The organism is Rhodoglobus sp. G.S.23, from assembly GCF_056675935.1.
In genome coordinates this window covers 1062075-1082010 of the sequence record NZ_CM155237.1, presented here as the reverse complement: position 1 = coordinate 1082010, position 19936 = coordinate 1062075, and the positions used below count along the sequence as shown (strand labels likewise).

Sequence of the window (19936 nt, the reverse complement as noted above, 5' to 3'; positions counted from 1 at the left end):
TCAGGCTTAGGAGTCGTTGCCGACTGCCGCCAAGCGCGCCTCTTCATCAGCCATGATGCACGACTGGATGACAGGCTCGAGAGCACCGTTGATCGCCTGGTCAAGGTTGTAGGCCTTGTATCCCGTGCGGTGATCAGCGATGCGGTTCTCAGGGAAGTTGTACGTGCGAATGCGCTCGGAGCGATCCATGGTGCGAATCTGACTCTTGCGGTATTCGCTCGCCTCAGCGTCCGCTTCTTCTTGATAGCGGGCGAGGATGCGCGCACGCAGCACTCGCATACCGGCTTCGCGGTTTTGCAGTTGCGATTTCTCGTTCTGCATGGCCACGACGATGCCGGTCGGAAGGTGAGTAATACGAACAGCGGAGTCCGTTGTGTTCACCGACTGGCCACCGGGGCCCGAGGAGCGATACACGTCGATCTTGAGATCGTTCTGGCTGATCTCGACCTCTTCTGGCTCGTCGACCTCAGGGAAAACGAGCACTCCAGCAGCAGAAGTGTGGATGCGGCCTTGAGACTCAGTGGCAGGCACACGCTGAACGCGGTGCACTCCCCCCTCGTACTTCAAGTGCGCCCACACGCCCTCAGCGGGATCGCTCGAGTTGCCCTTGACGGCCAACTGAACATCTTTGATGCCGCCAAGATCGCTCGAGGTCTGCTCGATGATCTCCGTCTTCCACTTCTTTGACTCTGCGTAGTGCAAGTACATGCGCAGCAGGTCGCCAGCGAAGAGAGCCGATTCTGCACCGCCCTCCCCCATCTTGATTTCCATGATCACGTCACGGGAATCGTTGGGGTCACGCGGAATCAGGATGCGGCGAAGCTTCTCCTGCGCTGCATCCAGTTCCTCAGTAAGACCGGGGACCTCGGCAGCGAAAGACTCATCTTCGTCAGCCATTTCTGTGGCTGCCGCGAGATCATCGGTCAACTGACGCCAGTTGTTGTAGGCCGCGACAATGCGCGACAACTCGGCGTAACGTCGGTTGACTTTCTTCGAGCGGACCGGATCTGAGTGGAGCTCGGGGTCAGCTAGCTGACCCTCGAGCTCCCCATGCTCGGTCAGCAGCGACAGTACTGACTCGAACATAGTTAGTCCTCTTTTTTACCGTTAGTGGAAGGAAGTGATTTCTGGATCTGCATGAGGAACTCAACGTTCGACTGCGTTTCCTTGAGTTTATTCAACACGATCTCGAGAGCGGCCTGCTGATCGAGACCTGCAAGAGCGCGACGCAAGTTCCAGGTGACCTTCACTTCGTCAGCACCGAGAAGCATTTCCTCACGACGCGTGCCGGAGGCATTGAAGTCGACTGCCGGGAAGATGCGCTTGTCAGCGAGCTGGCGCGAGAGACGAAGCTCCATGTTGCCGGTGCCCTTGAACTCTTCAAAGATAACTTCATCCATCTTCGAGCCAGTCTCAACGAGAGCCGTCGCGATGATCGTGAGCGAGCCGCCCTCTTCAACGTTGCGAGCCGCACCGAAGAAACGCTTCGGCGGGTACAGCGCTGCAGAGTCGACGCCGCCCGAAAGGACGCGGCCCGACGGCGGCGCCGTCAGGTTGTAGGCACGGCCGAGGCGCGTGATCGAGTCGAGCAAGACAACAACGTCGTGACCGAGCTCAACGAGGCGCTTAGCGCGCTCGATAGCAAGTTCAGCGACGGTGGTGTGGTCTTCAGCTGGACGGTCGAAGGTCGAAGCAATAACTTCGCCCTTGACGGTGCGCTGCATGTCGGTGACTTCTTCAGGGCGCTCGTCGACGAGAACGACCATGAGGTGAACCTCAGGGTTGTTCTTCGAGATCGCGTTCGCAATAGCCTGCAGAACCTGCGTCTTGCCTGCCTTGGGCGGCGAAACGATGAGACCGCGCTGGCCCTTGCCGATCGGAGCAGCAAGGTCAATGATGCGGGTCGACAGCATGGTCGACTCGGTTTCAAGACGTAGACGCTCCTGCGGGTAGAGCGGGGTGAGCTTGCCAAATTCAACGCGGTCGGCTGCCTCTTCAACGGGCAAACCGTTGATCGAGTCGATGCGCACGATAGCGTTGTACTTCTGGCGGCCCTGGCTGTTGTCGCCGTCACGAGGCTGGCGGATGGCACCAACGACAGCGTCGCCCTTGCGCAGGTTGTACTTCTTGACCTGACCGAGCGAAACGTAAACATCGCTGTTGCCGGGAAGGTAACCAGTGGTGCGAACGAAAGCGTAGTTGTCGAGAACGTCGAGGATGCCGGCAACCGGGATCAAGACGTCATCATCGGTGATCTCTGGCTCGAAGTCGTCCCCCATGTTGCCACGGCCACGCTTGCGGTCACGGTAACGGCCACGTCCACCGCGCTCGGAATCAGCGTCGCCACCGCGTGAGTCGTCCTGGTTGTTCGGGCCGTTGGTGCCGCGGTTGTCATTGTTGCCGCGGTTGTCGCGGTTGTCGCGGTTTTCCCGAGGCTCGCGGTTCTCACGAGGTTCGTTGCCGCCACCGTTGTTGTTCTGGCGACGGTTGTTGTTCTGACGACCTGAACCATCGGCGTTCTGGCCGTTGCGGCTGCGGTTGCGGTTGCGGTTACGCCCCGAACCCGACTCACCGTCGGAGTTGTTGTCGCCATCGTTATCACTGTCGGAATCGGAATCTGATGATCCACGGCCGGAGTTGTTGCTCTTGTCGCTGCCGCTGTCGGAGTTGTCCGCAGTGTTGGCGTTGTTGTCACGCTTGTTACGGCCAGCGTTGCGACCCTTGCCAGCATCGCTGCCCTTGTCGGCGTCGCCGCCCCTGTCGGAATCGCTCTGCGCCTTGTCTGGCGTGGCATCGGTTGACGCGCCAGAGTTGGCGTCATCGTTCGAGCCCGACGTGGCTTCTGCGGCGCGGCTTGAGCTGCGACGGTTGCGCTTAGGCGCTGCGGCGGCTGCGGCGGCATCCGATGATGCTGGTGCATCGGTCGGTGCGCTCGAGGTTGCTGCAGCATCCGACTCGCTTGCTGCTGGTGCAGCGTCGACCTTCTTCTTTCGAGGAGCCGTCTTTGGCTTCTGCTCTGCGGCACCGGTTGACGGCGCAGCGTCTGCTGCGGGAGCAGCAGGATCAGTTTTCGGTGCAGCAGTCTTTGGTGCAGCGGTCTTGGCAACCTGCGGGGCGCCAGCGGGAGCTTCGGAGCCTGCGATCGCGGCGCCGTCGACGCTCGTGACACGGCGCGAAGCGCGCTTGCGTGCGGGAGCTACTTCAGCTGCTGTTGATGCTGCTGCATCTGTTGATGCGGATGGTGCGGTGTTGCTGTTCTTCTCGTTGATAGCTTCCACGAGTTCTCCTTTGCGAAGTTTTGAAGTGCCGGTGATGCCGCGTTCGGCTGCCATTGCTTGAAGCTCGGGCAGTCGCAACGCGCTCAGCGCGGCACGGGAATCCACGCTTGATGCGTGGTTGTTGACGTCAGTCACTACTTGGGGTTCCTTTCCCCAACCACGCTTTCGAGCGATGGTGGAGAGCTAGTCGCTCACCGATGTCTACGCGGATGCGCAGGAATCTAATTCGGGGATGCGACGGGTGAAGTGCAACCGGGATGCTACGACTACGCCGTAGCTTCTACCTGGTGCTCATTCACTGTAGCACCTTTGAAGTCCACAGCTAAGAGTAGGCATTCCCAAGGCGTGGCGGCGTGTTCCTGCACGAGTGCCATAGCCTCAAGTCTTCTCGCTGGGTCGTCGGCGAGCACGAGCACAGACGGGCCGGCACCAGAAACTACGGCGGCGTGACCGTGGGAGCGCAGCATCCGAATCAGTTCAGTTGTCTCGGGCATCGCTGCAGCCCGGTAGTCCTGATGAAGTCGGTCGCCGGTGGCCTCGAGCAACAATTCGGGGCTCTGGGCAAGAGCTGCGATGAGCAGTGCCGCCCGGGAAACGTTGTAAACCGCATCAGCGTAGGGCACCATTTCTGGCTGCAAGCTGCGCGCATGGGCCGTTGACACCCGAAAGTCGGGAACACAGACGAGAGGTGAAACTCCGCGATGCACGATCAACTTCTTCGCTTGTGGCCCGGTCTCGGTGCTCCACGCGATCGTGAGTCCGCCCAAAAGGGCTGGTGCGACATTGTCGGGGTGCCCCTCGAGCTCGGTTGCGAGCACCAGGAGCGTCGCGGCATCCATCTCGACGATGCCCTCGAGCAGCCCCTTGGCTGCCATTACTCCAGAAACGATCGCCGCCGCAGAGGAGCCAAGGCCCCCACCGTGCGGGATGACGTTGCTTGCGCTCACATGCAGTGCTGGCATTGTCTGCCCGAAGTGGGTAAAGCAATGCTGAATCGCTTGAATCACCAGGTTGGACTCGTCGGTGGCAACAATGCCGGCGCCGACACCCGTGACGTCAATCGTGACACCCGAGCCCTCTACCGCTGTGACGATGAGTTCGTCATAGTGCGATAGAGCAAGCCCGAGCGTGTCGAAACCTGGACCAAGATTCGCTGAGGTCGCCGGCACACGCACTACGACGCTGCGACCGACCAGCGAGGTCATGCCTTGGCCAACCCCAGAACGCTGGCAACCTCAGCGGTGTCAACGGGAACAATCTTGGGGGTGATGTCGTCGCCGCTTGCCGTCTTGAGCGCCCACTGTGGGTCTTTCAAGCCGTGGCCGGTGACGGTAAGAACTACTGTCGATCCGCGAGGGATCTGACCAGCTTCTGCGCGCTCTAACAAGCCCGCAACGCTGATTGCGGATGCCGGTTCAACAAAGATGCCGACTTCGGCAGACAGAATGCGTTGAGCTTCAAGAATCTTGGCATCGCTGATGGCACCGAAGTAGCCATCGGAGACTTTGTGGGCTTCGGTGGCGAGGTGCCACGAAGCGGGATTTCCGATGCGGATGGCGCTAGCGATTGTTTCGGGATGCTTGACCACTTCGCCGCGAACGATCGGTGCACTGCCTTCGGCTTGGAAACCAAACATGCGCGGCAACTTGGTGGTGGCCGAGCGTGCAAGTTCTTCGCTGTAGCCCCGGAAGTATGCGGTGTAGTTTCCGGCATTGCCGACGGGAACGATGTGGAAATCGGGGGCATCGCCCAAGACCTCAACGACCTCGAACGCAGCAGTCTTCTGGCCCTCGATGCGGTCAGGGTTAACGGAATTCACGAGGTGCACGGGGTAGTTGTCTGCGAGATCGCGAGCGATATCGAGGCAGTCATCAAAGTTGCCCTGAACCTGAATGAGTTCGCCATTGTGGGCGATGGCCTGGCTGAGCTTGCCCATCGCGATCTTGCCCTCAGGCACAAGAACAGCGGCGGTAATTCCGGCGTGAGCGGCATACGCTGCTGCCGACGCTGACGTGTTACCGGTCGAGGCGCAAATGACCGCCTTCGCGCCGTGCTCGACTGCCTTGGAAATGGCCATTGTCATACCGCGGTCCTTGAAAGAACCGGTCGGATTCATGCCCTCGAACTTGACCCACACGTTCGCACCAGTGCGCGCAGAGAGAGCTGGAGCAGGAAGAAGCGGTGTGCCACCCTCCCCCAAGGTGATGATCGGAGTTGCATCAGAGATGTTCAAACGATCTGCGTACTCGTGAAGAACGCCTCGCCACTGCCGATTCTTGATTTCGCTACCCACTGGTTAAAGCCCCTCAACTCTCAAAACGGACACAACTTCACGCACAACCGAATTCTCGGCAAGCGCGGCCACCGTGGCGGCAAGCGACTCATCTGTCGCCTCATGCGTCACAGTAACTAGGGTAGCGCTAGGCACACCCTCAGTTACTGCGCCGACGGTCTGGTTGACCGCCTCAACAGAGACTCCATGATCGCTAAAGACTGCGGCAATTGACGCGAGCACACCCGGCTCATCGACAACCGTCAAGGTGATCTGATAGCGCGTCATTACGCTCGAGATCGGCAAAATAGGAAGATTGGCGTGCGTGGACTCGGCAACGCCGGGGCCGCCAATGACGTGCCGACGTGCAGCAGAAACGACATCGCCAAGAACCGCGGATGCCGTCTCGAGTCCGCCAGCGCCGGCGCCGTAGAACATGAGACTGCCTGCAGCCTCGGCCTCAACAAAGACGGCATTGTTGGCACCGTGCACGGCAGCAAGGGGGTGAGCTAGCGGTACAAGAGCGGGATGCACTCGGGTGCTAACGCCATCGACGCCACTTGCGGCATCCACTACTCGTTCGCAGATTGCGAGAAGTTTGACGACGTAGCCGGCCTTGCGGGCAGCAACGACTTGCGCGGCTGTGACTCCTGTGATTCCTTCGCGGTGCACCGAGTCGAGCGGAACGCGCGTGTGGAAGGCCAGACTCGACAAGAGCGAGGCTTTCTGGGCGGCGTCATATCCTTCGATGTCGGCGGTGGGGTCTGCTTCGGCGTACCCGAGGCGAGTTGCCTCGGCGAGGGCGTCGTCAAAACTGTCGCCCGTGGCATCCATTCGGTCAAGAATGTAGTTCGTGGTGCCGTTAACGATTCCGAGGATGCGCTGCACACGATCGCCAGCAAGGCTGTCGCGAAGCGGGCGAATGATCGGAATCGCGCCAGCAACGGCAGCTTCGTAGTAGAGCTGGGCACCAACTTGGGCGGCTTCTTCGAAAAGTTCGGCACCGTGATGTGCGAGCAGCGCTTTGTTCGCCGTAATCACATCAGCCCCGGAGTGCAGTGCTTTGAGGATCCATGTGCGCGCAGGCTCAAGCCCACCAATGAGTTCGATCACGATATCGGCGCCAACGATGAGCGACTCCGCATCGGTTGTCAGCAACTCTTTCGGGATCTCGGTATCGCGCGGTGCATCGAGGTCACGAACAGCGACGCCGACAACTTCAAGCCCGGCCCCCGCTCGAGCAGCAAGCTCGTCAGCGTGCTCGAGTAACAGTGCGGTGACCTGTGATCCGACACTTCCTCCGCCCAAAACTGCGACGCGAAGGTTGCGGTATTCGATCATTCAGATTCTCCCGATGGTGTGATTCCTGCGTCGCGGCTGAGTAAGTCTTCTTCGGTTTCGCCGCGCACAATAATGCGAGCTTTTCCTTCACGAACGGCGACAACGGGCGGCCGTACGAGGTAGTTGTAGTTGTTCGACATCGCCCACCCATAAGCGCCCGTTGCCGGTACTGCGATTATGTCGCCTGGCTCAATATCGCCGGGCAAATATTCGGCGCGCACAACGATGTCGCCCGCTTCACAGTGCTTGCCTGCAATACGGACGAGCGTCGGGTCAGCCGGCGAAACACGATTGGCAATTCGGGCGGAGTAATCGGCACCATAGAGAGCAGTTCGGAGGTTGTCACTCATGCCGCCATCAACGCTGACGTACTTGCGCACGGCCTCGCCATCGACGAGCACATCTTTGATCGTGCCAACCGTGTACAGCGTTGTCGTCGATGGCCCAATGATGGAACGGCCTGGTTCAATCGCAATGCGAGGAACAGCGATGCCCAGGCGTGCACATTCGGTTTCCACAATGGTGGCAAGCGACGCGGCAAGTTCGGCAACCGGCAACGCCTCGTCTGCCGAGGTATAGGCGATGCCGAAACCACCGCCAAGATTCAGCTCAGGCACCGGACCATCAGCAGACAGTCGCGCATGCAACTCAAGCAAACGCTGCGCCGCCTCCGCAAAGCCAGCAGTATCGAAAATTTGCGAACCAATATGCGAATGGATGCCCACAAACTCCAACGAGGAGTGCGAACGAATGTGCGTCACCACAGCCTCAGCATCCGACAACGGAATCCCAAACTTCTGGTCTTCACGTGCTGTCGCCAAATACTCGTGAGTTGACGCGTGAACCCCGCTATTGATGCGCAAGCGCACCGGCTGGGTTCGACCGTGCCGTGTGGCGGCTTCAGCAACCCGACCGATTTCGACGACGCTGTCGATAACGATGGGGCCGATGCCCGCGCGCACGGCACGGTCGATCTCGGAAAAACTCTTGTTGTTGCCGTGGAATCCCAGTCGCGACGCGTCGACACCAGCCGCGAGCGCAACAGCCATTTCGCCGGCGCTAGCAACATCGATGTTGAGGCCGGCTGCCGTCATCCAGCGGGCAACTTCGGTGCACAAAAATGCTTTGCCCGCGTAGTACACCTTGACGCTCGAACCGATGCGAGCGAACTCGCTATCGAAGGCATTCTTGATCTCGGTCGCGCGCGCGATTGCATCCGCTTCGTCGACGACGTACACGGGGGTGCCAAAGTCACGAACAAGTTCACTAGCGGTAACGCCGGCAATCGCGAGTTCGCCAGTTTCTGTGCGCGCCGCATTATGCGACCAGACGGTCGACGGCAAAGAGTTTGCTTCGGCGGGAGCGTTTAGCCACTCGGGCGCCAGCGGATTCGCGAACACAGTCGCACCTCACAGAGATGTAGACGAAAAGCGGCGGATTGTGTCCGCACGAGCGTAGGGGATGCTGACCACTCTAACGGCAGTCTCGGCTAGCGCTGAATCGAGTTACTCCGCAGCGCAAACGCCGTATTGCTGCCATCGGTCATCGCCGAGGGCAATGCCATCTGCGCTGAGCTGGATGACGAGGTCAGAACCCTCAACCGCGACGGAGTCGATCGTGAGCGCTGCGGGCATCGACGAGGCAACGCAGAACTTTTGCGAGCTAAGGAGGCTGCCAGCAAGCCCAGAAACGAGAGGGTTGTTTCGTAAATCGGCAACCGAAATTTGTTGATCTCCTAGGAGCACCGATTGCGGCTCAAACTCGAGGGAATCCCCCGCCGCCACTGGCAAGAGGTCAAGCGCGACCGGGATGCGGATGAAGAGCAGCTGGAACACGGTGGAGACCCGGATCGCTGGCTCCTGCAATTCGATGGAATCGAGCTCGATGCCGCTGAGCGTGCTCGCCAATTTGGTGATCTCAGAGTTCGGGATTGATGCCTCCATCGTGAAGGTGTCAAGCGCGCCAGAGGGAAGCAACGGCACTTCTGTCGCCACAATGTGGGCGGATGCTTCGAGTCCGTTCACTTCGACACGATCGAGTTCGACTGTCACGACATCGATTCCGCCGGTGAGCGCTTGCAGCACTAGGGAGCCAGAGCCGAGGTCAACAGCGACGCCATCCGTTGACTCAATTCCGAGCGAGGAAGCGATTTCGTCGCGCACCAGAGTCTCGGCGGCAGCGCGCCCTGCCGTCTCAACGAGCACAACGCCAAGGATCAGGATGACCGCGATGATGCCGCCAGCGATCCACCAGCCTCGCGAACCACGCCGCCGCGATGGCGGACGGGATGCTGGCTGAGAGCTGTCATCGAGAACGAGCTCGACAGTGGGCTGCTGGTCTGTGTCTGCCACGAAAACTACATCCGCTCCGGTGCACTGACGCCGAGCATCCTGAGCGCATTGCGCAGAACCTGGCCGACAGCGTCATTGACCCAGAGCCGAGTGCGGTGCACATCGGTAACCTCTTCATCGTTCATCGGCGTGACCCGGCACTGGTCGTACCAGCGGTGGTAGCTGCCCGCGAGTTCTTCCGCGAAGCGCGCGATGCGGTGCGGCTCGCGCAACTCTGCGGCCTGAGCCACGATGCGCGGGAATTCAGCAAGAACACCCAGCAGGATGCTCTCGGTTTCGTTCGTGAGTAGTGAGGCATTGAAGACGCTGCGATCCACTCCCGACTCCCCCGCATTGCGAGCAACGCTGTGCGTGCGGGCATGCGCGTATTGCACGTAAAACACGGGGTTGTCGTTCGTGCGCTTCTGCAGAATCTCCGGGTCGAGGTTAAGCGGGGAATCGGAGGGGTAGCGGCCGAGCGAGTAGCGCAGGGCATCCGTTCCGAGCCATTCGCGCAGGTCGTCGAGCTCGATGATGTTGCCGGCGCGCTTAGATAGGCGAGCGCCGTTGATGCTGACGAGCTGCCCGATGAGCACCTCGATATCTTTGTTGGGGTCGTCACCGGCCGCGCCCGCGAGCGCCTTGAGACGGTGAACGTAACCGTGGTGGTCGGCACCGAGTAGGTAGATCTTGTGGGCGTAGCCACGGTCACCCTTGCTCAAGTAGTAGGCCGCATCGGCAGCAAAATAGGTGTAGATGCCATTGCCGCGCTTGATCACACGATCTTTGTCATCACCAAAGTCGGTGGTCTTGACCCACACCGCGTCATCGATATCGGCGACGTGGCCCTGAGCACGCAAACGCTCAACGGCCGTATCGATCGCGCTCTTGCCGTCGTCCTTCACCGCGTGAAGGTCACGCTCACTGAACCAGACATCGAAGTGCACGTTGAACGCAGCAAGTGACTTCTTGATCTCGCCAAGCTGAAGTTCGTAGCCACGCTCGCGCGCCACAGCGATCGCAGCATCGTGATCAAGTTCAAGAATTTCAGGGTTCGACGCGAGCACACGCTGAGCGAGTTCCGCAATGTAGGCACCCGGATACCCGTTCTCGGGGGTCGGTTCGCCCTTCGCTGACGCCAGAATTGACGCCCCAAAGTTGTCCATCTGGTTTCCGGCGTCATTGATGTAGAACTCGCTAACCAGCTCAGCACCGGCAGCTTTCAGGATGCGGGCCAGTGAATCACCGAGAGCGGCCCAGCGAGTGTGACCGATGTGCAGCGGGCCAGTGGGGTTCGCCGAAACGAATTCCACGTTGATGGTTTGCCCGGCAAGCGAATCGTTGTTGCCATACACATCACCCTGCTCGACGATCGTCTTCGCGAGTGCGCCAGCGGCAGCAGCATCCAGCGTGATGTTAATGAAACCGGGGCCTGCGACATCCACCGAAGCAATGCCGTTGATCGCACGAACCTGTTCGGCAATCTCAGTTGCGAGCTCTCGGGGGTTGGCCCCGAGCGCTTTCGCCAATTTCATAGCGATGTTGGATGCCCAATCACCGTGATCGCGATTTCGCGGTCGCTCTAACACCAGATCGGTCACGGTCAGGCCCAGATCGGGCGTGCCGCGGTCCGCCGCAATGCGGGAGACGACAGAGAGCAGGGTGGCAGAAAGATCAGCAGGATTCACTCCTTAAGAGTACTGGGTGGTCGCCGCCGTTCTTTTCGAAGTTCACGACACTGCCGGGTCACTGCGCAGCAATGCCACTACAGGTCGCGAGAATGGAACCATGGCTCTTCGACTTCGTGTTCTTCCCGCAGTTATCGCACTTAGCGCATCTGCTCTTCTGCTGACCGCTTGTGTTCAAGCAGAGCCCGACCCTACTGGACCCAATCCGACACGCACCATTGACCCGTCGAGCACGCCTTCTAGTTCCGCGACGCCCGAGCCAACGACCTCAGCAACCGCTGACCCTGAAGCTACTGCCGTCACTCTGGCCTGTACAGATCTGATCTCGCCTCAAGCGATGTATGACTTCAATCCCAACTACTTGTTGCTGAACAACTTCTCCCCCGCTGCTGGGTCTCCCGCCGCTACCGCACTCGCGTCGAAAGGCATCGCGTGCCGCTGGGAGAATTCCACCAGCGGTGTGACGATCGATGTGTCAGTTGCCAAGCCTGCCCCCAACAAGCTCGACGGACTCAAGTCGAACGCTGGTAGCGCTGCGAGCGGCTTTGACGGCTACTTCGCTGCTGCCGGGGGCACCGGAACCGCGCAAGTATTCAGCGGAGCCTATTGGGCAACGTTGAGCTCACAAGCATTCTTCGAAGCCGCGGATGCCGCAGAACTTGTTTCTGACGTGCGTTCAGCACTGAAATAACCGAGCAGACGCGCGATAACCGAGCGGACCCACGGCGCGCAAGATTCTCGCCGTAGCTGCGGCGCTCGTTAGGAGAGCTGTACCGGTGACTGGTGGTCGTCGATCGGCAGCGAGTCTGCTGTTGCCGTGATGACAAGGTTCTGCAGGAACAGGTCAGCCCAATGATTGGTGAGGAACGCGACATCGGCGGCGTCCCGGCCTGTCGCAATGCGCACGAGTGACTGGCGAGGAGCGAGTCCCGTGGAATCGACAACCCACCACTGACCGTCAATGAATGCCTCAGCGACGGCATGAAAATCCATCGGGCTCAGCCCCGGTGCGTATACCGAGGCGTAGCGAGCGGGAACATCCTTGGCGCGCAACATCGCGATGGTGAGATGCGCAAAGTCGCGGCACACTCCCCGACGCGAAAGCAGGGAATGAGCCGCGCCATCCGTCGCGAGAGAAACACCTGGCGTGTAGCGAAGATTCTGCGCTACCCAATTGCGCACCGCGTGCACCAACTCGTGACCGGTCTGAGTGGGAAATAGTGAACGCGCGGTCGGCGTGAGTGCATCGGATTCGCAATAGCGACTGGGGCGCAAGTACTCGACCCGATCGATGTCATTGACCGGTGCCGGTTCGGGGCTCGCCTCAACGGCGGCGGCATAGTGGACGACGAGCCGGCCAGGGCCCGCAATCAGCGTGTGAAGTCGAGTTCCGCGCGCATCGACCAACTCTGTTGGTTGCTGGGGCACGCCATCCAACACGAAATCCAGCGACTCGGATGACGTAGGCCACGAAGAGGCGACAGCGATGCTGAAGACCATTTCGGTGCGACCGCGAAGGTCAAGTTCTTGGTGGGATGAAACTGTGCGCAGCATGACTCGATACTGTCACGGGAACCTGAAGTGGGTATGAGAAGACCGTGCTAATCGTTGGGGCGATTGCTTGCTAAGCTAGGGTCCTTGCCTTCGTAGCTCAGGGGATAGAGCGCCGGTTTCCGGTACCGTAGGTCGGGGGTTCGATTCCCTCCGGGGGCACTGTTATTTCTGCTCTTCGCCGCTTCAGGCTGTTTCCACTGGCTGTCGTGACAAAGGTTATTCGTTGACCTGAGGTCGTTGCGGCGAGATACTGGGGTCACCACCCGAAAACTTCCGGGGGAAGGGTTCAGGCGTCATCCGCCGATTCGAACCATCGGCATGATTAGGCCTGCAGCTCGGACAGGAAAACTGATCATGGCCGGATCAATCGAATTCCTTTCGTCGACAGGCGATATAGCGCGAGTGAACTACTCAGTTCCACTTCCCGGCAGCCATCAGGGCAGGCGCCTTGTTCGCCTTGATCTTGGCTTGACTGCTGGTGACTGGGTGGAAGCAGAACTGACGGGCGGAACCACCCCTGCGTTAGCCGCAGGAATCCACCAGGATCAGTCTGGGAAGATCACGATAGATCCCGGCGCCGCGACCACATTCTTGCGCAAAAAGTTGACGCGCCTCGGCTACCCAGCCGCCGATATTGACACGGCACTTGCGGCGCTTCCTGACGAGATCGAAGGCAATGATCCGCCTCCGCAGCAACCCGGACTGGCGCCAGACACGCCATTACCGAACCCGCCGAAACCGGGCGGCCTTGAGGGGCTTGCCAAACGATTCGTGTCAGCGGCACGGGAGGGAATGGTCTTGTCGCCTTTGCCCGGGCCCGGCGGATCCGACGTCACGGAAACCGTTCCTGTTGACATCGAGCCAGATCCACAACTGTTCCTCGTTGAAAAAGTCGCTATTTCGTCATTCCTCGGGGACTACGGCATGGGCAAAACTGTCAAGACCTTCACCCTTTTGCCTGGCGAGTCCACCACGATCCGTGTCAAGACGTGGCAGTCCACGAAGAAGAGCCGCAAGGAGTCATCGTCGATCATTGATTCGCACGAAGACGAAGCCAAAGAGCGGTTCGAAACGACCGTGCAAAACGAGACAACGGACAAGAGCACCAAGTCACAGGAAGAGAAGTGGTCTGTCGAGGCGGAGGCTTCTGCCACGTGGGGTGGGGAAGCGCGAGCGTTAAGGGTTCAGCTTCAGGCGAATACCAATCCGGCCGCGAGCAGTTTGCCAAACAGGTCTCTTCAGCCATCGGCGAGCACGCGAAGACTGCGTCCTCGAAGCGTGAGTTATCGGTAACGTCCGAATCCGAAGTTTCGGTCGAAGAAGGATCTGAGGAAGTCATCGAGCGCACCATCACTAACGTCAACGTGCGTCGCGTGCTCAACTTCGTGTTCCGTGAACTCAATCAGGAGTACCAGACGCATCTGCACCTGACCGATATCCATGTTGCTTATACAAACGGCATGGACGGCGTCTGGCGCGAAGTTCCGATCTCTGGCCTTCGCGGACTACTAGCCGAACTCTTGCACGAAGGCAGTGGCAAACGGGACGAGATTGCCAGACAGATAGTGAAGTTTGCCTCGGTGGTCTTCGATGGGCACGATGAACCCGTCCGCACACTAGAGCTGGTTACCTACGACCCGATCGAAGATACGTTCACGATCAGCACTATCGCCAAGGACGCCGACGGCCTTCCTGAGGCTCCGACCCAGAATCAGTTCTACCGCTTCAAGAAGGGGAATTTGGCCCAAGATCTGGTTCCAGGGGTGCTGCTGTCGACCCAGAGCATCGTGATGCGGACTGATTCGGTGATCGTTGAGGCGCTCTTGGGCGAGTCCGATGCACTCGACGCATTCGCGATGGAAATTCAGGGCGCAGCTGCCACCGCGAAGACTCTTACTAACCAACGCGAGAGCCTGATCCAAGACACTTTGGAGGCAATCCCCGATCCTGAGCAACGGGCGAAGTTGGCTGCGGCGCTCTTCGTGCCGCACGCCTCGGAGCCGTCGCTATGAACCGGGCAAAGTCGTGAGCGGTAACCGGGGCCCTCTCGACGAAGACGGAATAACTGACACCGAGGTCTTGACCGAAACGAGAGTGGCCGACGCAGGTCCTGTAACTAAAGCGGCCCGCAAGTCGACGCCCAAAAAAATTACCCCCAAAGAGGCTGATGCACGTGCGCGCAGCGTCGCCGGCACGTGGCTAGAGCGGATCGACCCAACATTGACGCCGAGAGCGGTGGAAATTTTGGGCTGGGAAAGCCCAAAATTGTCCGAATTTGTCCAGGGCTATCCCTATGGAGCCTGGACTAACTCGCCTTCACTGATCTTCGTCAACTTCGACGCCGTGCCCGTCTGGTCCGATCGCTTGGACGCTTGGCTTATCGCCACCTTGAAGCATGAGTCCATCCATGCGGCGTGGTTCCGTGACGGACCAGCAGCAACACCCCCACGCGCCAAGGGACACCCCGCGACATTTCTCATTGGCCTGGCTCATGAAAAATTGACCTACAAGGAGTGTGCCGCGTGGCTAAAGTCCGGCGCTGCTACCACGCTGATCGAGGACCACATTCGTAAACCGGCCCCTCCGGCTGCGCTTAAAGAGATCAAGCAGCACGAGCGTTCGCAATTCGGCTACTACAACGACCTCACCCGTGCACACGAGCGGGTCGTTAAGCTGCCCGAGGCGCAGCGCGAAAAGGCGGCGTTTATCGAACTAAAAAAATTCGGGCTCCCCGCCACGTTAAGTGCCGACCCTGAAGCGGCCATGAAACAGCTCTACAAGGAGCCGTAGCAACTCGCCGGCCAATAGCGACCCTGCGCGGTTACCGACGATTGATTTATCAGTCAACTGAACCACGTTATGAAACGACGCAGCAGGCCTTGGCGCCGGCATCAGTGCTGGTTGCCACGGAGGCGAGCATCTTGACTGGATCGGCAAAGGCTTCGCAGCAGAGTTCGTAGACGTTGGAACGGCCACGTGGCGTCACTGTTACGAGGCCGTTCTCGCGCAGTGGGGCGAGGTGGTGGCTCACGAGGGTTTGGCTGAGGCCGGTGGCATCGGTCAGTTCACGCACTGTGTGAGCACGCTCGGTGAGCAGCAATACGAGTTGCAACCGATTGGGATCACCGAGGGCTCGCAATAGGGGCGCAAGACTGTGAGCGCGTTCAGCACTTGCCGACCACGCGGGCTTCTGAATCATCAGAAGTTCAACCGGTTTACTCATGACCGCAATCGTACACGAACTGTTTGTTATCAACAGTAAGTACTGTTATTGTGAGCAAACACTGAAGTTGACCTTGAGGAGCGTTATGACCACCGAACACTCAGCGCCAAGCGCACTGCCCGTCGTCGTTGTCGGAGCCGGGCCCATCGGGCTCGCAGCCGCCGCCAACCTCGTGACTCGCGGCATCCGCACCGTCGTTCTTGAAGCAGGCACCCACGCCGGTGCAGCAATCAGCGACTGGGGTCACGTCGCATTCTTTTCCCCCTGGAACTACAGCATCGACCCCGTAAGCCGCGAACTACTCGAACGCGCTGGCTGGACCTCCCCCGCTGCCGACACCCTGCCAACGGGGGCCGAAATAGTGAAGGACTATCTGCAACCGCTCGCCGCCACCGCCGAACTTCACCCCGTCATCCGCTACAACAGCAGGGTGATCGGGATGTCGCGCCACGGCATCGACTCCACCAAGACCATCGGGCGCGAACGCCGTCCACTGCTCGTTCGCGTTGACTCCCCTGATGGCGTGTATGACATCCTCGCCTCGGCGATTATCGATGCGTCGGGAACGTGGGGCAACAGCAACCCTGTCGGCGCTTCCGGGCTACCCGCGACGGGTGAAGCCGTCGCCGGTGAGTGGCTAGTTGGCCCGTTACCTGACGTTCTGGGGCGCGACCGCGCTCGCTTCGCAGGCAAACACACCCTCGTGATTGGCATGGGACACTCTGCCGCCAACACCCTGCTGGCTCTTGCCGAATTGCGCGAAAGCGAGCCGGGCACCGAAATCACGTGGGCGATTCGTGGTCGTTCCCCACAGCGCCTCTATGGCGGAGGCACCGCCGATGAATTGCCGGGTCGCGGCGCCCTCGGCACCAGACTCAAAAAGGCCATCGATGCTGGCGCAATCGCGCTTCTCACCGACTTCACTGTCGCGAGTCTCGCACCAGACGATGACGGTCGCCTTGTCGTGACGAGCGAGAACCCTGACGGCGATCAAACCGTGACAGTGGATGCTCTCGCCGCCGCCACCGGGTTCCGCCCCGACCTTGACATCCTGCGCGAACTGCACCTCAGTCTTGACCCTGTGCTTGAAGCTCCTGTTGAGCTTGCACCGCTCATCGACCCCAATGTGCACAGTTGTGGCACGGTGTCGCCGCATGGAGCGAATGTGCTCGCACATCCGGAGAAGAATGTTTACGTCGTGGGCATGAAGAGCTATGGTCGCGCGCCGACTTTCTTGCTCGCTACCGGGTATGAGCAAGTGCGCTCGGTGGTCGCCGCGCTGGCGGGCGACACGGTGAGCGCTGATCGCGTGAACCTGTTGCTGCCCGAAACGGGGGTGTGCTGCGGAAGCGGCGCCGGATGCTGATCCCGACCATCTGAGCGAATCTGCGACCGCGGCGGGCACTCGTCACTAGTCGTCGATGACGATCCCGAGGTTGCTCGCAAAGAGTGGGGCGAGCTCAGTGAGCTGATAGGAGTTGAGCGTCGCGCCCTTCAGATGCTCGACCCCGCCAAGCTGCCGCAGTTCAACTCCGCGAAGATCAAAGTTGGTCAGTGTCGAGCGTGTGAGATCGAGGTTGTTGATCTGGGTGTTCGCGAACGAGACCCGATTGGCGGTTGCAGCACCTAGGTCGAGTTCGTCGATGCGGCAGTCCGTGAAGAGAACGTCTTCGAGTGTGGCTCCCCGCAGATTGAGGTAACCGATTCGGCAGTGGGTGAATCGAACAGAACTCCAACTCGTTTCGTAGAACTCAGCTGACCCCAATCGTGAGTTTTCGAAACTCACATCGCGAAAATTTGAGCGGGGTACCGTAAAGATCGGAGCATTGAGTTTGTCGAAGCGAGTGTCAACAAAGGTTGCCGCTCGAAAATCGGTTTCGCTGGCTTCGAGTTCAACAAACTCACATTCAGAGAATGACACTCCGGCCAGTTGCTGCTCCCGAAAGTCAGCCGCAACATACTGCTCACCGCTGTAGCTTTCGTGCGCCTGTACAGCAGCGGCAGTGCCAATAGCGAGGTTCTCGAATCGCAGTTCATCGAATCGAGGGGCTGCGGTTAGCGGTTTTCTAGTCATGCTGTTCGCACTTTCTGGTCCGTTCCCGAATCATCGAATGCCTGCACACCCTCCTGAGCTCGCGAATAATCCACGCTACTCGACCCCCAGGAACGCTCCCACCACTAATCTGTCTCCATGACTTCACCCGCCACCGCCGCTGACCGGATCGCCCACTTCTCCAGCAAACTTGACTTCGAAACGGATGCCTCCGACGTGCACGCTGCTATGCACTCAGAGGCGACATTCGTGCTCGTCGACACTCGAGGCGATGTGGCTTGGGCCCAAGGGCGAGCCGTTGGTGCAATCCACATTCCTACGCGCGAAATTGCGGAACGTGCCGCCGCCGAGATCCCTGCCGGAACGCCCGTCGTTGTTTACTGCTTGAGCCCCGGATGCAATGGCGCGACCAAAGGTGCCCTCGAGTTCGCGAAGCTCGGCTACGAAGTGCGCGAGATGATCGGCGGATTCGAATACTGGGCGCGCGAAGGCTATCCCGTCGTCAGTAGCGACGGTCGATTAGTGCGCGAGCCTGACGTCCTTACTGCACCTGCGGCTGGACCCGACTGCGACTGCTGAGCTGGCACGGTGCCAGCACCAGGTTTCACAGCGCACCCAGCGTTTTTAGTGCGCCGAGCGCGCCCAGCGCGCCTAGTGCGCGTCGCTTGAGTGCAGCTCCAAGAATTCGTAGAGTTCGCGGTCGTCAACGCCGGGGAATGTTCCTGACGGCAGCGGTGACAGGATGTGTGCGTGGAGCTTTGCGCTCGACCAGGCATTGCCAGCCCACCGGTCGCGCAGAACATCCTCTGGTTTGCGGCAGCAGGTTTCGTCTGGGCAGGTAGATGATCGGCGGTTGTCGGTGGCACGGCCGCGGAACCACTTCGAGTGCGAGAACGGCACCCCGATAGTGATGGAGAACTCTTCGGCATCCGTTGTGCCGGTTTGGGTAGATTCGAAGAAGCTGCCATCGGGGGTGTCGGTGTATTGGTAAAACTCGGTTGTGCGGTTGGTGCGGGTGAATGCGGTGCGGGCGCTCCAATTGCGGCACACAAATTGGCCCTCGGCTGAACCTGTGACGTCCACGGGCAACCGCAATCCGTCATTTTCGTACGCCTTGTAGACGGCACCGTCGTCGCCGACCCGCAAAAAGTGGGTTTCGAGATCCAGGTGCGAAGTTGCAAGGTTAGTGAAGCGCAACGCTGCTGCCTCATGCGTAACACCGAAGGCATCCCGAAAGTCTTCGACAGCAATATTGCGCTGGGCTTTGGCGTTGCTCAAGAATTCGACAGATTGTTTCAACGGCATCAGAACGGCGGCCGCGAAGTAGTTGATCTCCAGTCGTTGATGCAAGAACTCGGCGTAGCTGGTTGGCTCAGTGTGGCCAAGCACTCGGTGCGCCATCGCCTGTAACGCCATCGATCGCAGTCCGTGCCCACCGGGGATTGATGCCGGTGGTAGGTAGATGCGGCCGTGTTTGAGGTCAGTGACCGAACGGGCTGAGTGCGGCAGATCGTGCACGTGAACGAGCTCGAATCCTAATGATTCCGCCATCAAACTCACTGCACGGTGAGTGAGTGCTCCCGTGGTGTGGTTTCCGGCAAGCGTCAACTTTTCTGCTTCTGCTTCGAGATCAGGAAGGTAGTTGTCGAGAGTACGCATCTGCTGGCGCAACTCGGTGTTGGCCCGTCGAGCTTCTTCGGGGGTGGCGATCGCTTTGCGTGAACGGGTAGATAGCTCATGGTGCAATCCAACGATCGCTTCAAGCGTTTCGTCAGGAATTCCTTTTGACGGGCGAATCTTGGGCAGCCCCAATGAGGCGTAGATGGTGCTGCGCTGCACCCGATCCAATTCAATCTCCAAAGCTGCCCGTTTTGTGGGCGGCGCCTCGTCAAGCAAATCAGCCAATTGGATGTCCGTGGCTGACGCAATTGCTGACAGCAAAGTCAATCGTGGCTCGCGTCGCCCATTCTCCATAAGGGAAAGCTGACTTCCAGCAACACCGACTCGGTCGCCGAGTTGGTCGAGGGTGAACCCGGCGGTGGTACGGAAATGGCGGATGCGTTGGCCCAGAGTCACAAGATCATTCACAGGTTCACTATAACTAAAGAAAGCAGATTCTTTTCAGACAAATCCCGAGCAATGCGCAGAAATATGGGTGATCATCGAATAAGAACAGTTTTTTCAGCACCACACACTT

At 59.6% G+C, this 19936-nt stretch carries 17 protein-coding genes and 1 tRNA gene; 6 read left to right on the top strand and 12 right to left on the bottom strand.

What is annotated here, in order from left to right:
• Window positions 1–6 precede the first annotated feature (6 nt).
• From prfA to argS, 8 genes are all read right to left on the bottom strand, one after another.
• Window positions 7–1086, bottom strand: coding sequence for a peptide chain release factor 1 (gene prfA / locus AC1ENN_RS05165; protein WP_449648851.1), 1080 nt, complete (start codon window positions 1084–1086; stop codon window positions 7–9).
• Window positions 1087–1088: 2 nt separating this feature from the next.
• Window positions 1089–3413: a transcription termination factor Rho gene (rho, locus tag AC1ENN_RS05160; protein WP_480391988.1), complete on the bottom strand. Its 2325-nt coding sequence runs from the start codon at window positions 3411–3413 to the stop codon at window positions 1089–1091.
• 131 nt (window positions 3414–3544) lie between these two features.
• Entirely contained in the window at window positions 3545–4483 is a 939-nt protein-coding gene (gene thrB, locus AC1ENN_RS05155; protein WP_480406810.1) for a homoserine kinase, read from the bottom strand.
• Window positions 4480–5571 carry a threonine synthase gene (gene thrC, locus AC1ENN_RS05150; RefSeq protein WP_449648848.1) on the bottom strand — a complete coding sequence of 364 codons (1092 nt, stop codon included), beginning with the start codon at window positions 5569–5571 and terminating at the stop codon, window positions 4480–4482. The genes thrB and thrC overlap by 4 nt, the downstream gene beginning before the upstream one ends.
• Before the next feature lie 3 nt (window positions 5572–5574).
• Window positions 5575–6891, bottom strand: coding sequence for a homoserine dehydrogenase (locus AC1ENN_RS05145; RefSeq protein WP_449648847.1), 1317 nt, complete (start codon window positions 6889–6891; stop codon window positions 5575–5577).
• Entirely contained in the window at window positions 6888–8291 is a 1404-nt protein-coding gene (gene lysA, locus AC1ENN_RS05140; RefSeq protein WP_480406809.1) for a diaminopimelate decarboxylase, read from the bottom strand. Before lysA ends, AC1ENN_RS05145 begins: the two co-directional genes overlap by 4 nt.
• Window positions 8292–8396: 105 nt before the next feature.
• Complete coding sequence (locus AC1ENN_RS05135) at window positions 8397–9242, bottom strand: LmeA family phospholipid-binding protein (RefSeq protein ID WP_480406808.1); 846 nt, start codon at window positions 9240–9242, stop codon at window positions 8397–8399.
• 5 nt (window positions 9243–9247) lie between these two features.
• Complete coding sequence (argS, locus tag AC1ENN_RS05130) at window positions 9248–10909, bottom strand: arginine--tRNA ligase (RefSeq protein WP_480406807.1); 1662 nt, start codon at window positions 10907–10909, stop codon at window positions 9248–9250.
• Between the two features lie 16 nt (window positions 10910–10925).
• Between argS and AC1ENN_RS05125 the strand changes: the two genes are divergently transcribed.
• Window positions 10926–11600 (top strand): arginyl-tRNA synthetase, encoded by a 675-nt coding sequence (locus AC1ENN_RS05125; protein ID WP_449648843.1) that lies wholly within the window; start codon window positions 10926–10928, stop codon window positions 11598–11600.
• Between the two features lie 68 nt (window positions 11601–11668).
• Here AC1ENN_RS05125 and AC1ENN_RS05120 read toward each other — a convergent pair whose 3' ends face one another.
• The gene (locus tag AC1ENN_RS05120) at window positions 11669–12463 is read right to left on the bottom strand and encodes a transglutaminase-like domain-containing protein (protein ID WP_449648842.1); all 795 of its coding nucleotides are present in this window, start codon (window positions 12461–12463) and stop codon (window positions 11669–11671) included.
• Window positions 12464–12549: 86 nt separating this feature from the next.
• On the opposite strand from AC1ENN_RS05120, the gene AC1ENN_RS05115 reads away from it, so the two are divergent.
• The 3 genes from AC1ENN_RS05115 (at window position 12550) to AC1ENN_RS05105 (ending at window position 15253) form a co-directional block, all read left to right on the top strand.
• A tRNA-Arg gene (locus AC1ENN_RS05115) sits at window positions 12550–12622 on the top strand.
• Between the two features lie 195 nt (window positions 12623–12817).
• Window positions 12818–13756 carry a hypothetical protein gene (locus AC1ENN_RS05110; RefSeq protein ID WP_480406806.1) on the top strand — a complete coding sequence of 313 codons (939 nt, stop codon included), beginning with the start codon at window positions 12818–12820 and terminating at the stop codon, window positions 13754–13756.
• A gap of 801 nt (window positions 13757–14557) precedes the next feature.
• Window positions 14558–15253 (top strand): hypothetical protein, encoded by a 696-nt coding sequence (locus AC1ENN_RS05105; protein ID WP_449648840.1) that lies wholly within the window; start codon window positions 14558–14560, stop codon window positions 15251–15253.
• A 67-nt stretch (window positions 15254–15320) separates the two neighbouring features.
• Here the strand turns inward: AC1ENN_RS05105 and AC1ENN_RS05100 are convergent, their stop codons facing one another.
• A complete protein-coding gene (locus AC1ENN_RS05100) occupies window positions 15321–15686 on the bottom strand; it encodes an ArsR/SmtB family transcription factor (protein WP_449648839.1) in 366 nt (121 codons plus the stop codon).
• 85 nt (window positions 15687–15771) lie between these two features.
• Here AC1ENN_RS05100 and AC1ENN_RS05095 point away from each other — a divergent pair, with 85 nt between their 5' ends.
• The gene (locus AC1ENN_RS05095) at window positions 15772–17052 is read left to right on the top strand and encodes an NAD(P)-binding domain-containing protein (RefSeq protein ID WP_480406805.1); all 1281 of its coding nucleotides are present in this window, start codon (window positions 15772–15774) and stop codon (window positions 17050–17052) included.
• Window positions 17053–17097: 45 nt separating this feature from the next.
• On the opposite strand, the gene AC1ENN_RS05090 is transcribed toward AC1ENN_RS05095, so the two are convergent.
• Window positions 17098–17760, bottom strand: a complete 663-nt coding sequence (locus AC1ENN_RS05090) for a pentapeptide repeat-containing protein (protein WP_480406804.1) — start codon at window positions 17758–17760, stop codon at window positions 17098–17100.
• A 117-nt stretch (window positions 17761–17877) separates the two neighbouring features.
• Between AC1ENN_RS05090 and AC1ENN_RS05085 the strand changes: the two genes are divergently transcribed.
• Window positions 17878–18318: a rhodanese-like domain-containing protein gene (locus AC1ENN_RS05085; RefSeq protein ID WP_480406803.1), complete on the top strand. Its 441-nt coding sequence runs from the start codon at window positions 17878–17880 to the stop codon at window positions 18316–18318.
• A gap of 72 nt (window positions 18319–18390) precedes the next feature.
• Here AC1ENN_RS05085 and AC1ENN_RS05080 read toward each other — a convergent pair whose 3' ends face one another.
• Window positions 18391–19827 (bottom strand): helix-turn-helix domain-containing protein, encoded by a 1437-nt coding sequence (locus AC1ENN_RS05080; RefSeq protein ID WP_449648834.1) that lies wholly within the window; start codon window positions 19825–19827, stop codon window positions 18391–18393.
• Window positions 19828–19936 lie beyond the last annotated feature (109 nt).